This is a genomic window from Streptomyces sp. CBMA123 (assembly GCF_014596465.1).
Lineage (GTDB): Bacteria > Actinomycetota > Actinomycetes > Streptomycetales > Streptomycetaceae > Kitasatospora.
Window position 1 is genome coordinate 1 of sequence record NZ_MECK01000346.1, and the last position, 15,830, is coordinate 15,830.

The 15,830-nt window shown below is 68.5% G+C and carries 13 protein-coding genes and 1 pseudogene; 8 read left to right on the forward strand and 6 right to left on the reverse strand.

The features are described from left to right. Positions 1-281: pseudogene (locus BG452_RS29930) on the reverse strand (hypothetical protein); the annotation flags it as partial. A 294-nt stretch (positions 282-575) separates the two neighbouring features. On the opposite strand from BG452_RS29930, the gene BG452_RS29935 reads away from it, so the two are divergent. From BG452_RS29935 to BG452_RS29945, 3 genes are read left to right on the forward strand one after another with little or no spacing between them, the layout of a single operon-like run. Next, positions 576-1,568, forward strand: coding sequence for an ABC-three component system protein (locus BG452_RS29935; protein WP_317621291.1), 993 nt, complete (start codon positions 576-578; stop codon positions 1,566-1,568). Further along, positions 1,565-2,026, forward strand: a complete 462-nt coding sequence (locus BG452_RS29940; RefSeq protein ID WP_188307485.1) for an ABC-three component system middle component 2 — start codon at positions 1,565-1,567, stop codon at positions 2,024-2,026. Before BG452_RS29935 ends, BG452_RS29940 begins: the two co-directional genes overlap by 4 nt. Continuing rightward, positions 2,019-3,851: a hypothetical protein gene (locus BG452_RS29945; protein ID WP_188307486.1), complete on the forward strand. Its 1,833-nt coding sequence runs from the start codon at positions 2,019-2,021 to the stop codon at positions 3,849-3,851. Before BG452_RS29940 ends, BG452_RS29945 begins: the two co-directional genes overlap by 8 nt. 645 nt (positions 3,852-4,496) lie before the next feature. Here the strand turns inward: BG452_RS29945 and BG452_RS29955 are convergent. The 3 genes from BG452_RS29955 to BG452_RS29965 form a co-directional block, all read right to left on the reverse strand. Further along, positions 4,497-5,315 carry an ISL3 family transposase gene (locus tag BG452_RS29955; RefSeq protein WP_188307487.1) on the reverse strand — a complete coding sequence of 273 codons (819 nt, stop codon included), beginning with the start codon at positions 5,313-5,315 and terminating at the stop codon, positions 4,497-4,499. A gap of 253 nt (positions 5,316-5,568) precedes the next feature. Continuing rightward, the gene (locus BG452_RS29960) at positions 5,569-6,003 is read right to left on the reverse strand and encodes a hypothetical protein (protein ID WP_188307488.1); all 435 of its coding nucleotides are present in this window, start codon (positions 6,001-6,003) and stop codon (positions 5,569-5,571) included. A gap of 249 nt (positions 6,004-6,252) precedes the next feature. Beyond that, a complete protein-coding gene (locus BG452_RS29965) occupies positions 6,253-7,257 on the reverse strand; it encodes an ArsR/SmtB family transcription factor (protein ID WP_188307489.1) in 1,005 nt (334 codons plus the stop codon). Between the two features lie 426 nt (positions 7,258-7,683). Here BG452_RS29965 and BG452_RS29970 point away from each other — a divergent pair, with 426 nt between their 5' ends. The 4 genes from BG452_RS29970 to BG452_RS29985 all read left to right on the forward strand — a co-directional run bounded on the left by BG452_RS29970 (position 7,684) and on the right by BG452_RS29985 (position 10,400). Beyond that, a complete protein-coding gene (locus tag BG452_RS29970) occupies positions 7,684-9,078 on the forward strand; it encodes a radical SAM/SPASM domain-containing protein (RefSeq protein ID WP_188307490.1) in 1,395 nt (464 codons plus the stop codon). 74 nt (positions 9,079-9,152) lie between these two features. Then, positions 9,153-9,404, forward strand: a complete 252-nt coding sequence (locus BG452_RS29975; protein ID WP_188307491.1) for a hypothetical protein — start codon at positions 9,153-9,155, stop codon at positions 9,402-9,404. 75 nt (positions 9,405-9,479) lie between these two features. Further along, the gene (locus BG452_RS29980) at positions 9,480-9,740 is read left to right on the forward strand and encodes a hypothetical protein (RefSeq protein ID WP_188307492.1); all 261 of its coding nucleotides are present in this window, start codon (positions 9,480-9,482) and stop codon (positions 9,738-9,740) included. Positions 9,741-9,752: 12 nt separating this feature from the next. Continuing rightward, positions 9,753-10,400 carry an MFS transporter gene (locus tag BG452_RS29985; RefSeq protein WP_188307493.1) on the forward strand — a complete coding sequence of 216 codons (648 nt, stop codon included), beginning with the start codon at positions 9,753-9,755 and terminating at the stop codon, positions 10,398-10,400. A 366-nt stretch (positions 10,401-10,766) separates the two neighbouring features. On the opposite strand, the gene BG452_RS46115 is transcribed toward BG452_RS29985, so the two are convergent. After that, positions 10,767-11,132: a hypothetical protein gene (locus tag BG452_RS46115; RefSeq protein ID WP_223242933.1), complete on the reverse strand. Its 366-nt coding sequence runs from the start codon at positions 11,130-11,132 to the stop codon at positions 10,767-10,769. Positions 11,133-11,269: 137 nt separating this feature from the next. Here BG452_RS46115 and BG452_RS29990 point away from each other — a divergent pair, with 137 nt between their 5' ends. Further along, a complete protein-coding gene (locus BG452_RS29990; protein ID WP_262986066.1) occupies positions 11,270-12,280 on the forward strand; it encodes a DnaB-like helicase N-terminal domain-containing protein in 1,011 nt (336 codons plus the stop codon). Between the two features lie 216 nt (positions 12,281-12,496). Here BG452_RS29990 and BG452_RS29995 read toward each other — a convergent pair whose 3' ends face one another. Next, a complete protein-coding gene (locus BG452_RS29995; protein WP_188307494.1) occupies positions 12,497-15,805 on the reverse strand; it encodes a tetratricopeptide repeat protein in 3,309 nt (1,102 codons plus the stop codon). Positions 15,806-15,830: the final 25 nt, after the last annotated feature.

Below are 15,830 nucleotides of genomic sequence, written 5' to 3' on the forward strand. Positions count from 1 at the left end.
GCGGCCAGGGCGCGGACGGCGGCCGGGTCGAAGAGTCCGCGCTCGCGGCGGTTGAGGTCGGCGTCGTAGCCGAAGTAGCCGGGGGCGGTGGGCTGGCCGTCGGTGACCAGGGCGACGAAGGTCGGCTGGTCCATCGGGGCGCAGGCGTAGTTGGTGGCGCGCTCGCGGCCGATGGTGGACTGGCGGTCGGTGGAGAGGTTCTTGCCGCAGGCGGAGCCGGCGCCGTGGGCGGGGAAGACCAGGGGTGTAATCTCACGCCAGAGGACTGCCTTGAGTCCCATCTGACTCGCAAACGCCTCTACAGGGCACGGCCGTACTGTCGCCACTCCCGGTGGATCCCTGGCTACCCCTGGAGCAGTCATGGTCGGTCGGACCTGGTTCGCACTCTTCTCTCGGTCGGGGTGACAGTGGTATCACTTGACCCCGAGTGATCAGCTGATCACCAACGTGCGGTACTCGGGGGCTGGGGAACTGTGTCTGATGGCGTTGACACCGAGGCAAGCAGCGGTACTCCACCACCACCCACCCTCGTCGGTCCCTGGCTGAGAACTCACGCCGTACCGTCTCCGAAGAAGATCGTCTTCTCGTACGATCCTGACGAGTTCGAGGAGTTCGTCAAGGAGTGGGTCTCCGCTCTGGAAACGAAGTACGTGGCAGTGCAGCGGCACGGCGGCTCGGGGGATCACGGGGTCGATGTCGCCGGATACCTGACCCCGAATGGCCTTGAGGGCACCTGGCACAACTACCAGTGCAAGCACTACGGGGAGGCCTTGACCTGGTCGAAGGCCGCTCCCGAGATGCGCAAGATGTTCGCATCGGTAGTGAGCGGCCACTTCACCATGCCCCAGCAGTACATCTTCGCCGCGCCGATCATCGGCCCCCGCCTCGTCCGACGGTTGTCCAAGAAGACCGAGTCCAAGGCCGAGTTCCTCAAGGAGCTGGCGTCCACTCGCGATCCCGTCATCACCTCGCTCACCCCTGAGAGGCAGCACGAACTCCGCGAACTCGCCGAGGCCACGGAATTCTCCATGTTCACCACCATCGACATGGACGAGATGCTGTCGCTGCACCAGACCACGCCGCACTGGGCGGTGCGCTTCCCACAACCGCTGGCCCCACGTCCGCAGAGGATGCTCCCGCCCGATGCCCACGCCCCGGAGGAGGCCCGCTACATCCAGCAGTTGGTGCGCGCCTACGGAGAACTCTGGGGCGAGCAGGCCGACAGCCTGGAGCGCATCGCCGAGCACGACGAGGCACGCGATCACCTGCGCCGACAGCGCGAGGCCTTCTACGCCGCGGAATCGCTGCGCCTGTTCGCCCGCGACGCGACCGCCGGCGACCACTTCGAAGCGGTCCTCGACGACGTCTACGACATCGTGGTCGAGGTCGCGGCCGGCAGGTTCGAGTTCGGGTACGACCGCGTGCAGGCAGTCTTGACCGCCTCCGGGAACGTCGAACTCACCAAGACGATCCTCACCGAGTTCGTGCGGCCGTTGGACCGCAAAGGGGTCTGCCATCACCTGGCCAACGCCGACCGCTTGATCTGGTGCCGCGGAGGTGCCGCGTGAACCCGCTGAACAGCCCGCTCGAAGTCGGGATGCGCGCGCTGGTCCTGCTCTCCGAGAGCCATCCCGAACCACTCGACCTGGCCCAGATCACTCTCCTCGACTACGCGCTGCTGCACAGCGGCGAGTTCGACGGCCCACCAAGCCTCCACCCCGACCTTCCCGCCCGGACCGGCGAACTGGGCATGAAGCGAGGCCTGTTGGAGAAGGCGCTGCTCGTTCTGATCCGCGCCGAGCTGGCCCGGCTGGAGCCCGCGGACGACGGCCTCGTCTACCGCGCGACGGAGCGGGGGCCCGCGTTCGTCGAACTCCTCGAAGCCCCCTACGTCGAGCGTCTGCGCGAGCGCGCCGAATGGGCCGTCCACCAGTACGCGCCCGGCGCCGACGTACGGGACGCCATCCGTGCGCTGCTCAACCGCCCGGCCGAGACGCCCCTACCCCCCGAGGTCCCCCGTGGCTGACCTGCGACTGACCCACCTCACCTACGCGGGCTCCGGAAAGCCCACCGCCCGCGTGGCCTTCGGCCCCGAGCTCACCGTCATCTACGGCGCTTCCGACACCGGCAAGTCCTTCATCGTCGAGTCCATCGAGTACATGCTCGGCGGTGCGCGGCTCCCGCTCATCCCCGAAGCCGAGGGCTACAGTCAGATCCTCCTCGGGCTACACATGCCCGACGGGGCGCCGATCACCCTGGTCCGGCGACCAGGCGCCGGCACCGTCCACGTCCACTACGAGGACCTACGCGACCTGGTCACCCGGCGATCCGACCGGGAACTGACCGCGGTCCATCGAGCGGGCAGCTCTCGCAGCCTTTCCGCCATACTCCTCGCGGAACTCGGTTATGCCGACGCCCGGATTCGCAAGAACGACGCCGGCGGAACCCGCGGCCTGTCCCTGACCGACCTCGTCCACCTGTCCCTGGTGACCGAGACCCGTATGGGCGACCCGCTCTCTCCCGTCCTGCGGTCCAGTGCGGCTTCCGGCAAGACCGCTGCCGCCTCGGTGATGAAGTACCTGCTGACCGGCGAGGACGACCCGATCGTCGAGACCGGGCCGAACGCCGATCAGCGCCGGGTCCACAAGGGCCAGATCGGGCTCCTCGACCAGATCGTCGTGGAACTCTCCGCCAAGCTGACGACTCGGGAGAACGCCTCCCAACTGCGCGAACGGCTGACGCGGATCCAGGCCACCATCGACGGCCAGTCTCGCTCCCTGCGGGTGATCACCGACCGCCATGTCGGCGCGGTCTCCGACCGTATGAATGCCGCACAGGAGCTCGCCGTCGTCGAGTCCCGCCTGGCGGAGGTCCACGACCTGCTCACCCGGTTCGGGCTGCTGGAACAGCAGTACCGCTCCGACCTCGACCGGCTCGCGATGGTCGGCGAAGCGGGCGGCATCCTCGGCTACTTCCGCGTCGGCACGTGTGTCTTCTGCGGCGCCGAACCCGAACACCAGCACCACGGCCACGGAGAACAGGAGACGACCCAACTGCACACGGCCGTCGAAGCCGAAGCCCTCAAGACCAGCTCGCTCCTCGCGGACCTCCTCCCGACCATCGCCGACCTGCGAACCCAGCTGGACGAGTTGGTCGGGCGAAGGGGCGTCCTGCTCCTGCGGGCCAGAGAACTCGACGCCGACATCTCAGAGGCCGAGGAACGCCTCGCGCCCTTGCGAACCCACATGGACGACCTCCTTGCGGCCCGCTCAACCGCCGAACGCGAGCTCGAACTCCACGCCCGCATCGAGGAGCTGGAGGATCGACGGTACAAGCTCGACGGCGCGGGTGCGGTCCGTTCTCAACGGCCCGCCAGCCACATCCCGGTCCGCGTACTCTCCAGGTTCGACGATGTCCTGAGGCGGACGCTGGACGCCTGGTCGGTTCCCTCGGTCGAGTTCGCCGAGTACGACCAATACGGCATGGAAGTCCGGGCCGGCAGTCGGCCCCGGGCCGGACGGGGCCAGGGTGTGCGCTCGGTGCTGCACTCGGCGTTCACCACCGCTCTCGCGCGGTACTGCCTCAACGGCGGCCTGCCCCACCCCGGCTTCGTTGTCCTCGACTCCCCTGTGGTCACCTACCGCGAACCGGTCGGAGAGGACGTCGACATTACGTCGAACGTCGTCGACCACTTCTACCAGGACATGCTGACCTTCCCCGGCCAGGCCATCGTCATCGAGAACGGCGACCCACCGAGCAACGTGCTCTCCTCCGCCACGACGTACCGGTTCACGGGCCCTGGCGGAGGCCGGCCCGGTTTCTTCCCGACCTCCCCGACCAGCGAGGTGTGAGACCGAGGCCAACGTCGATGTGCTCACCTGACATCGGCTTCTGCCGACCACACCAGCGGCCCAGTCGGGTATTCGGTGCCGTCGGCTCGGCGGTGCTCGACGTGGCCCACCAATGACGCATCAGATCCGGAATACGGGGGTTCTGTTTTCGATTGGCTCCTTCGTACGATCGTGCGAAGGGGGCTGGGCGAGCGATCTCAAGGTGTTCCGGCTCGGGGCGGACGGCCAGGACGTGGAGCTGCGCAGCTCGACGGTGGCGCTGGAGGTGCAGTTGCAGCGCCGGGTGGAGGCGAGCATGGAGGCGATGCTCGGCATCCGGTTCCTGGCGTCGGAATACCCGACCGGTCCGTGGCACCGGGGCCGGGTGGACTCGCTCGGCCTGGACGAGAACGGCGTGCCGGTCGTGATCGAGTTCAAGAAGGGCAACGACAGCGGAGTCGTCTCGCAGGCCATCTCCTACCTCACCTGGTTGAGGAGCAGCCACCACGATTTCGAGGCTCTCGCCAGGGAGAAGCTGGGGTCCGAGGCGACCGAGTCCATCAACTGGCGTGCTCCCCGGGCGCTGTGCATCGCGGCCGGGTTCTCGCACCACGACCGGGTTGCCATTGGTGACCTGGGTCGGCAGTGGCCGATCGAGCTGGTCCGCTACCGGATCTTCGACGGCGGGCTGCTGAGCCTCCAGCTGGTCGAGCCGGTCTCTGCTGCCGTCAGCCAGGCAGCCGTGCGCGGCGACGCACTTCTCGACGGCCTCGCACAGGTTCTTCCACAAGTGAAATCGTCTGCGACCTGCGTCGCGTCGGGGCAGGCGCTGCGGACGGCCTCGGCGTAGGCGCTGGCGCGGTCCCGGCACACGATCTCGGCTCCTGAATGCTCGCGCAACCAGGCCGTGAACGTCTCCGCGGTGCGGTCGGGGAGCACGTCCACGCGCTCGCCGGTCTCCATGTCCAGCAGGATGGTCCCGTAGACGTGCCCCTTCTTCAGGGCGAAGTCGTCCACCCCCAGCACGCGCGGCGCCGGGGTGGTCTGCTTCTCGGGGAGCCTGCGCAGCAGCCTGATCAGGGAGTTCGGACTTGCCGGGACGGACAGGTGTGCAGCCAGTCGGGCTGCCGGGCGGCCGGTCAGCGCCAGCGCGATCCGCTCCAGTGCCCTGCGCAGGGCCGGAGTACGGCGCACGTAGCGCTCGGTGAGGTCGTCTATCTGCTCGACGAAGGTGCGGCGGCGGCAATCAGCGGCGGAGCAGAGGAATCGCCGCACCCGCAGATCGATCGCAACGGTGCGATCGGCCACCGCCAGGTCGGCCAGGCGCCGCCGGTAGCTGCCGTGAACGCGCCGGGAGAGCGTGCCGGACCCGGGGCAGGGCGCCTTCGGCACCACGGCCCGCGCCATGAACGTCACCACCCGCTCGTCGACCACCACCCGTTCCACCGCGACTGTCGTCAGGTGCGAGAACGCCGACCAGAGCATGCTGCAGTTACACGAACGCCATCCTTCCAGCCAGGAGTGACGCACCGTCACCGGGCCACAAGAAGTGGACCAGAATCGCTTGTCAGGCTCTGATCAAAATTTCGGGATGACCGAGCGTGACCGCTACGGGCCGAGCAACACGTGCCGCCAGAGGAGGTCGAAGTTGGCTCGCCCGTACCACTGGCGTTTGAGAAATTTGACCCGCTCTACATGCCCTTCAACCATGTCGCTGGAGTAGGGGTCAGGCCGGCGGTCACGGCGTCGAAGTCCTTGTTGAGGTTGCTGGCGAAGCTGTGCAGGGTGCCAGTTCGCTGCCCTTGGCTGCCTTGATCCAGCGTGGCAGGAGGTGGCCGTCGAGGTTCTTCATCATCCTGGTGAAGTCCCCGATATGCCTGCGGAGATCCGCGAGTTCGGGGCAAACAGTCAGGATGCGCTTGAGGCGGAGCTGCTGGCCGGAGGTGAGGTTGTCGGGGTGGCGGGTGAGCCAGCCGACTACTTGCCTGACGGTGGGCGCCTCGGACCTCTTGGGCGTCGGGGCCTCGGAGGATCGCAGGGGTTCGAGCCAGCGACGGACGCTGCGGCTGCTGCCCCGATAGCCGCGTTGCTGGATCTCACGGAACAGCCGTCCGCTGTCGGTGCAGCCCTCCTGCCAGCGCATGTTGAGGTACTTGGCCCAGGGCTGCAACATGTTCCACTTCTGCCGCGGTGGACACAACAGGTCCTCGACAGCGACCGCATGCGCGTACTTGCGGACCGTGGCCAACACGAGCCCGCCCGATGTCGCCTTCCGGTACCGGCTCCGGTATGGAGCGTGGCCGGACGGATGTGGTGGCGTGACACGCATCATGGCCCCCACCCCACACACATCCGTCCGGGAGTCGCCAGAGGCCCAGCCCGTCGGCACCACGAGACCGGGACTGAGCCGGAGCCGCTCTATCTACTGTCTCTCCTCGGCGATCGCGTGGTGTACCACAGGGTTGCTGTACAGCAGGTCACGGCCAAGTGAGGTGAGAGTATGGCGAACTTGTCGTCCTTCACGCTCGGTGGTGATCGCGCCTGCTGTGCGTAGGGCGGTGGCATGGGAGGAGGCGGATGGGGAAGTGATGCAGAGGCGTCCGGCCAACTGCCGGGTGGTGCAGGAGCCTTGGCCGATCGCGCGCAGGGCTCGGGCCCGGGCAGAGCCAATCAACGAGGCGAGCCCGTCCGTCTGCCGGGTTGAGGTGTATCCCGACGGCCGCGCGCTGATCGGGTAACTCAGCGCAGTCGGACGGTGCTCGGCAGGAATGGCCATGACTCCGCTCTGGAGGAAGAAGTTGGGGCGTAGTTCGAGCCCGCGTCCGCCTAGCCAGAAGGTGCCGTCCCATTCGGGTTCGGCGTACCGGAGGATGCCCTCTTCGTGCCAGGCAAGCTGCGGATGCAGCTCGTTCAGCATGGCGCCGACCCCGGCTTCGGCCGCAGTCCGCGCGCGATGCGCGATGTCGGCCTGCAGGTGACGCTGGATGTCAGGCCAGTGCGGGGCGATGCAGGTCCGGAACAGCGCCCAGACGCCGTCAGTGAATCGCCGGAGCTCTCGGGTGCCGCCATCGCGTAACTCTGCGACGATTCTGGGTAGTTCCAGTTCCTGGTCGTAGAAGGCGAGGTTTTCGTAGAAGGCGGGGTCGGGAACGGCGAGGATGGTGTCGAGTTCGTCGGTGAGCCGCTGGCTGGCGGCCTCCTTTAGGAAGTCCGGAACGCCTTTGAAACTGGCGTTGACCAGCTCGAACACCGGTGCAGCCCGGAGAGGCACATGCCGCTTCTCCTGGCGCCACCACAGGTCACGGTTGACCGAGGCACCGGCGCAGTGGTGCGCCGCCCGTGCGACGCCGCCGAGCACATGGTCCATGGGCGAGATACGGAACCGGATGTTTGCTATGTCGGCTACACCAAAGTGGAGTTCAAGCATCGTTGCCCTCCGTGGTCCCGATGAGTCCAGAACATCACGATAGCGCCATGAGCACGACCGTCTAGGGTGGTTTCGCGACTATTAGGCCCAGCACCGAACAGCTGGCGCACAGGACGTGGCTTCGCAACCATGGTGTGGCCCGATAGCTCGACGACGCCGGTCATCTGCGGCTCGGTGGAGCTCGTTCGGGGTCAGTTAGACCTGTTCTCAAACGAGTCGAAGAGAGAGGAATCCCATGCTCAAGATGTCGACGGCCACCCCCACAGTCGGCCCGATACCTCCAAAACAGCCGAGCAGGAACGGTGTCTGCGGGGCCGGTTGCTAGTTCGTCCATCGGTTCAGCCTGCCGTGTGACGGCCCTTCACCCTTCGCACCGTGCGGGGCCGTCACACGGCACACAAGTCGGCGGGGAGATCCATGTCAGCCATGCCTGCAAACGACACCGAGCTTACCGATCTCGTTTCACCCACCCCGCAGGAGCGGGTGAGCGACTACGTCAGGGTCAGCGACCGGGCCTATCTCCATGCCGGCCACCAGCGCGTGCGCATGGTGTATGCGACGCGTACCGGCTCGATGGTCGCTGTGCCCGAGGAGGCGGGCAGACGGCTGGCCCGGGGAACGCTCGAGGGAATCGCCCCCGAATTGCTCGATGGGCTCCGTGAGATCGAAGCAGTCGTCACGGATGGCCGGGGGGAACTGGACACCGTTCTGGACCGCCAGCGTGCGGCCACTGCCAGCCTCAGCGACCTGCGCTATGTGCTGTTGCCCACGACCTACTGCAACATGGGCTGCTCTTACTGCGGCCAGCAGCACACTCGTGGTCGGCTCTCCGGGAGTCACAGGGATGCCGTCGCCCGCCGCGTGCTGGCGGGGATCGGGAGGAAGACAACCCGCACTGTGACGGTGAGCTGGTTCGGAGCGGAACCGATGATCGGCTACCCGATGATCCTGGATCTGAGCGCCCGCTTCACCGCGGCAGCACACGACAGAGGCGTTGGATACGTCTCGGGCATGGTCACCAACGGCACGCTCCTCACGCTCGACAAGCTGCGAGTCCTGCGACAGGAATGCCACGTGGCCAAATACGACATCACCTTGGACGGCCCGGCTCGCATCCATGACGCTCACCGGCCGCTGCGCAGCGGGCGCAAGTCGTTCGATCGGATCACGCGCGTCCTGCTCGAGGCCCTGCAAGACGACACCCTCGCCGATGTGACCTTCGTTCTCCGCTCCAACATCGATGTGGCCAATGCGGATTGGGTGGCCGAATACCTGGACACCATGGCAACTCTTGGATTCGCCGACAACCGGGTCTTCTTCAACCTCGCTCCGGTGTACTCCTGGGGTAACGATGTATCGCGTATAGAGCTCGACCGGCGTTACTACGGACAGCGAGAAGTCGAGTGGATGCGCCGCATGCACGGACTCGGACTGCATTTCGTGGCGCTGCCGACAGAACCGGAGCGCGTGCTGTGCGCTGCCGTCTCGCAGTCCGTGGAGATCCACAGCAGCAGTGGGGCGATGTTCTCCTGCTCGGAATACCCCCTAGTGCCACAACAAGAGGCAGCCGGCGGGCTCGGCTCGATCGAGACACTTCCTGTGCATGCGCCACGCCCGCTCGGCCCCTTCGACGACTGGCACGACGCGGTCGCCGCAGGCGAGACAGCGTGTCATGCCTGCTACTTCTTCCCGATCTGCGGCGGCGCCTGTCCCAAACAATGGCGCGAGGGCAATACGCCGTGCCCGCCGTACAAGTTCACACTCCAAGAACGCTTCGATCTCGTCGCCGAGATGAACGGTCTCACCCCCGCGCCATGTTGATCAACAAGAACTTTACGCTCCTCTGATTCGGACAAGCCCTCTCGCTGGTCGGCGACTATGCCTGCGGCACCGCCGTGCTGCTGTGGGCAACCACCGACGTCCTGCGCGACAAGCCGTATGCGCCAAGCGTTACCGCTGCGCTGATGGTGGCCGTGTCCATCGTTCCCATCGTCGTCACACCCGTCGCTGGCACCCTGGTCGACCGGTGGGACAAACGGCAGACCATGCTGCGCTCCGAACTCTTCCGGGCTGTCCTCACCGGCCTGGTGACCTTGCTGGCGTTCCTGCCCTCCCGATACCTTTCGCCTCTGCCACTGCTGCTGTGAATCAGCGCCGCCGAGGCGCTGATCTATACGGCGGACCCGTTCTTCCGCCTGTCGCGGTTCGTCGCGATCAGCAATGTGGTTCCTCCCGAGCAGCACGGCCGTGCGTTCAGCTACACCCAGACCGCCGCGGCACTGGCCACGATCATCGGGCCGATGGCGGCCGCGCCGCTCGTGTTCACTCTCGGGGGGCGCTGGATGCTCGCCCTTGACGCGCTGTCATTCCTGGCGTCGTACCTGGCGATCCGAGAGATCCGCTACACCGCCCCGCAACGCCACACGGAAAGCGACGGGACGACACAACAGGGAAGGCTCCCAACGCGACACGGATTCCTGTGAGCAGCACGGCTGTTGGCGGGCAGCCGCACACTCCGGGCCATTCTGACCGCAGCCGTGTTCACCACTGTGGGGACGGGGGCACTGAACACGCTGGAGGTGTACTTCGTCCCGGAAAACCTGCACGCCTCGCCGAGTTGGTACGGCTCGCTCCAGGCCGTGTTCGGCGCCGGGACCATCGGTGGTGCCCTGCTCAGCGGACGTCTGGGCGACCGAGCCGGGCACACCCGGGTCTTTAGAAGCGGCCTGCTGCTCTTCGGCTTCCTGCTGATCGGCTACTCACGGACCACCAACATCCCGGCTGCCTTGGTTGTCTCAGTCCTCTTCGGCCTGGCACTCGGCGCACTGAACACGGTCAGCTCCCCGCTGATCCTTCAGGAGACGCCGCGCGACCATCTGGGCCGGATCATGGCGGTCTTCGACCCGATCTCCCAACTCGCTTCGCTGATCTCCGCCGCCCTGTCAGGCGTGATCGCGGGCACGCTGCTGGACGGGTTCCATGGGCACTGGGCGGGCCTGGACTTCGGCAGAATCGACCTCATCTTCCTAGTTGGCGGGGTCTCCACGGTGGCTGCCGGACTCTACTCCTTCGTGGCCTTTCATCGGCACTGCACACCGACCACAGCACCATCCGCATCGGTGGAAAGTTCGACCGTGCCCTAATACTGCAACCGCATCTGGAGGTTGTGGCCTCGGCGTTTGTAGTGGGACCGGCATGCTCGGGCTTGGCAGCGGCGTCGGAAGCGTGAACAGCGCAGATGGTGCTCGTTGTTGCGGTGGCGGGGCTTGACCAGGTGGCCCATCAGGCGGCGGATCTCTGGGACGCTCAGGGGTATCAGCTCTTGTTCGTCGTCTGCACTGCCCGTTACCTTTTTCGTGGCCCCGCAATGGGGCTCCCAGCCTCCGGGCCCGGCATGACTTTTTGCCCCAGTCGATCATGATCGAAAAGGTGCTGTCACCGGGTCCTGGAGGCATTGGCAGACCGCTGATCAGGGCTCTGACCGGAGTTCCGTGAAAACCAGGATGACCTCACCCGTCGCGGTGCCGAATATTCTCACCATGCAGCCCTTCTCCATGAACCCGGACCAGCTCGAAGCGCCCGTGCAGCTGTTGGATGACGCCGGCACCGTGTGGCAGCCCCGGAAGAAGCGAGTCGATCTTCGTGCTGTGCGTCGGCTGATGAAGGACCACGCCGTAACCGTCGTACTCGGAGAGAGCGGCGGGACGCGCCCCCGGCTCGTCGCCGACGGCGAGCGCCCGCAGAACGCCCCGGTGTACGGCCGGATGGTCCTCGAAGGATCCATCCACCGCACGGTGCTGGAGCACGCCGTCCGCCTGGAGCACGTCGCCCGGATCGACGCCGAAGCACAAGAGGTCGAGGGCGTCCTGCACCACGCCGACGTCCTCACCGGCGTGCTCGGCAACCTCGCCCGGCGCTGGGGCGCCGAGCGCCCATCCCGCCGCCCGCAACGGGCCCGACCGCTCCTCCCTCACCGGTCGCGCCCGAGGAGGCCGAGGACGAGCGGTTCCTCCTGGCCGCTCTCGTCAGCCAGCCGGCGGCGATGGCCGAGGTCTACGACTGGCTGCGGCCCGGCGACTTCGCCGACGCCGGCCACGGCCAGGTCTACCGCTGCCTCGGCGCCCTCCACCACCGGGGCGAGCCGATCGACGAGGTGACCGCCCTGTGGGAGGTCCAGCGGCGCGGTCTGCTGGCCGATGGCACGCTCTCGCGCGAACAGCTCGACGCTCTCTTCGGCGGCCCCGGAGCGGGTTCGGCCGAGTGGCTGGGCGACCAGGTCATCCGCGCCTCCGTCGTCCGCACCGCCGCCGGAGCCGCCGCCGCGATCAAAACACTCGCCGAGGGCTCGGCCATGGCGCCCGGCCGTCTCATCGGCCAGGCCCTGCACGCCCTCGACCCGCTCGACGAGGTACGCGCCCGCTGGCACACGGCCAACCAACTCCCCTCCCCCGCAGCAGAGAAGGCCGACCCGGCAGGACGCTCGGACCCTGAGGCCCGGGTACGCCGGCACTGTCCCGAGGACCGCCCCACCCGCCGCCGCAGCGCCCCAGCGAACCACAGCCCGCTCCCGCTGAACCGGCACGCTGGAACCCGAACGGGCCGCATCCACCACCGCGCCGTACTCAGCGACGCCCTGCTCGCTCCCGTCATCGCACACGCGATCACCATGGCCTCCTCCGCGCTCATCACCACCGGCCACAAGATCGCCCGGACCCGCCCGGTCCACCTGCCCACCGATGGCATGAGGGTCTACCTCGACCTCCTCGACGCCCAGACCACCCTGGTCACCCCGGCCGCCGCACTGCGCCAACTCGCCGGTCAACTCACCCACAACCATTCCGCCGCCCTCGACGACCTCGCCGCCCTCCTCACCTCGCCACCGACCCTGCGCCACCAGGCCGCACCCGCAAACCGGAGACCCTGTACGTCCGGGTCCGCTGACATGCACCCGACCGCCCAACGACGTTCGCCAGCAAGCCGCGCCGAGCCGATCGGCCAACGCCCCCGTGCCTGTCCCGGCTGACCTGGGCGGCCCGGCGCCTGCACCCCCTACAGCCGCCGCCTACACCGACCGGCGTCTGCGATGACGCAGACGCCCCTGTCCGCCCGTCCCGGCCCGCTGATCGGGAGCCTGTGCAGCAGGTACGGCGGCCTCGACCTGGGGTGCTGGCCGCCTTCGGCGGCACCGTCGCCTGGCACGCCGAGACCGAACCCGGCCCCTCCGCGATCCGCAGCCCGTTCAGGCCCGCAGGTCTGCGAGTTCGGCAGCGACGGACAGTGCTTCCCGTAAGCCGAGGCTCTCGTACACCGCCAATGCCTCGCGCAGGTATCTCTCGGCCGCGTCGACCCGCCCGAGGTCGCGCTCGCACCGGCCGGCGCCGAGCAGGCCCGCGCCGGTCTGGCACGGGTTTCCCAGTTCGCGGGCCAGTACCAGTGCCGACTCGTGGTCGGCCAGCGCGGCCGACGCGTGCGACGGACGTCGCAGTCTGCCCCGGGCATTAAGGGCCTGCGCTTCGCCGTGCCGGTCGCCGATGGCCCGCGCCAGGTCGAGCGCGTCGTCGAGGTCGCGGGCCGCGAGCTCGCGCTCGCCCGAGGCCAGACGGACCTCGGCCCGGGTCCGGAGCGTGTTCGCCTGACCCCGCCCGTCGCCCAGTTCCTCCGCGATGAGCAGGGAGCCCTCCGCTGCGGTGCTGGCTGGGAAGAGGTTGCCTTGGAGCCGGTGGGCCGCGCTCAGGTGGCGCAGCGCGTGCGACTGGGCCCGCCGGTCGCCCAGCTCCCGGGCCAGCTCCAACGCCTCCTGGTGCGCCAGGGCTGCGGCGGCCGGATCGCCCACGGACCGGTGCACCGCCCCCAGGTAGTTGAGGCTGTAGACCTGGCCGCGGCGGTCCCCCAGCTCACGCGATATCTGGAGTGCCTCGCTCTGTAGGTCGCACGCCTCGTCCGGCCGCCCGGTCAGCAACCGCAGCACGCCGAGCGCGTGGATGATGTAGATGCTGCCGCGGCGGTCGCGAATCCCCCGGGAGAGTGTGAGGGCCTGTTCGACGAGGCTGGTCCCGGAGTCGTAGTGGCCGGTCTGGCGGTGGACGATCCCGAGGTTCGCGAGGGCGACGGCCTCGCCCCGTCGGTCTCCGAGGTCGTGGAAGAGTTCGGCGGAGCGGGCGAGTTCCGTTTTGGCCTCGTCGTAGCGGCCGACCAGGCGGTGTGCCACGCCGAGGTAGTTGAGGGCGCTGGCCTCGCCCGCGCGGTCTCCGTTCTCGCGGAAGATCGGCACGGCCTCGCCGTGGGCTGCGATCGTGGCCGGATAGTCGCCGGTCTGGCCATAGACCGCGCCGAGGTCGTTCAGCACCCGCGCTTCGAGTCGGCGGTCCCCGACAGCCTGGGCGACGGCCATGGCGGCACGCAGGTCGTCCGCCGCACCGCGGTAGTCGCCGGCCAGGCGTCGCACCAGGGCAAGGTTGGTGAGCGCCTCGATCTGCAGGGTGGGCTGTGCCGACTCCCGGGCGCACTCTGCCGCTGCGGAATGCAGGGCGACGGCCTGGTCCCAGGGCCCGACGAACCGCAGGAATCCGCTGAGTGCACGGGCCAGCACGACGACGCGCCCGGGGTGGCCGTGGTCGGCGCAGTACCGGGCGCATGCCAGCAGGTTCGTGATCTCGGTGTCCAACCAGTCCCGGGCCGCTCGGGCGGCATCCGCGCCAGGCGCCGCTCCGGGCGCCGCTCCGGGCGCCGCTCCGGGCGCGACCGCGGCACCTGCGGCCACGGTACGCTCCTCCAGGAATGCGAAGAGCCGCTCCCGTGCCGCGTCCCGGTCGGCTGGTTCGTCCTCGTCGGTGAGCAGGCCCGCATACTCCCGGACGAGGTCGTGCATCCGATAGCGGCCGGGCGCGGACTCGATGAGCATGTGATCGTCGTACAGGTACTCCAGCTCGTCGGCCGCATAGTCGGGGTCCGTGCCGTGCAGTGCGGCGGCGATCTCGGCGTCGCACTCTGTGCCCGGGTTCAGGCTGAGCCGGCGGAAGAGAGTCTGACGGTCCTCCGGCAGGTCCCGGTAGGAGAGTGCGAAGGCCGCCGCGACGGCCACGTTGCCAGCGCGCAGCCGGGAAAGTCGTCGCCTGGCCCGCCCCAGGTCGGCGGCGAGGTGGGCGAAGGACCAGGTGGGATGGTTGCGCAGGCGGCCCGCGACCAGCCCGACCGCCAGCGGCAGCCGACCGCAGTGCTCGACGACGGCCGCCGCGGCAGCGGCCTCCGTACCCTCGGCCGTCCGTCCGGACCGCCCGCAGAGCATCTCGACAGCCGTCGCCTCGTCCAGGGTCTCGAGGGACAGCACCACCGTGTCCGGCAGCGTCGAGAGCCGGCGCCGGCTGGTGATCAGCACCAGGGACTCGGCCGCGTTGGGTAGCAGCGGCTCGACCTGACGATGGTCGACCGCGTCGTCGAGGATGAGCAGCACGCGCTTCGACGCCATCCGGTCCCGCCACAGGACGACCCGGGCGTCGATCGTGGTCTGCCGGTCGTGGCCTCCGGGGATCTGCTCGGGCGACACGCCGCTGGCCGACAGCAGAGCGACCAGCGCGTCGGCCGGATCCACCGGGGACTGGCCGGGGGTGTGGCCGTGTAGGGGCAGGAACAGCTGCCCGTCCGGGAACCGGTCGGCCAGCCGGTGGCCGAGGTGGACGGCGAGCGCAGTCTTTCCGACGCCTGGCATGCCGCCGATGGCGTGGATGTCTATGACCCGCCCGGCTCCGCTCGCCCCGATGACAGCGTTGCTCAGCCGGGCGAGTTCGCGGTCCCGGCCGACGAAGACGGAGAGGTCTCGGGGAAGGGTTCTCATGGCTGCCGCCCGTGTCGATCGGATGACTGGCGAATGGTCAGTACCCGAATAAGATGACACGTTGATGTCGGCCAGGCCATGTCGGCGAAGGATTTCGGCCACGGTGGCATCCGCCAGGACGGCGTCGACCGGGACCGCGGCCAGCCGGTCCGAGTAGCGCAGCGGATCCACCACAACCACTGCGAGCAGGGCTGACGGGACGCCGTCCCGCGCCAGCGTGCAGACCGGCCCGCCCGAGACGCCCGCCCACCCCGAACGTCCGTCCCGCGCCCGGACCGGCGCGGACGCCATGGTGAGCTGGAGCCGTCCGGAGCGCACCCCGCTCAGCGGGTTCACCGTCCCGAGCACCTGGTCGACGTCCCGCCGGCGGCCCGCCATCGCGTCGGGGAACCCGCCGACCTGCACCCGGTGGCCGGGCTCGACGTCCGAGATCCGTGCCCACGCGACCGGAACCGAACCCGGCGGGGGCACCCACCGCGGGTCGACGATCTCCAGCAGCGCTGCGTCGACGCCCTCCTCCGGCCCGTCGTAGCGGATCCATCGCGTCCGGGCCCGTACCGGGCCTTCACCGTCCAGGGCCTGCACCCGGGGCTCGGCCGTGAAAACCTCACCCGACCTCAGGACGTGGGCGGCGGTCAACACCAGCCGGTCGGCGACCAAGTATCCGCTTCCCCGGGACTGTTCGGACAGCACCTCGACGACCCGGCAGCGGTCCATGTGGCAAGCCCCCGACTCTTCGGCG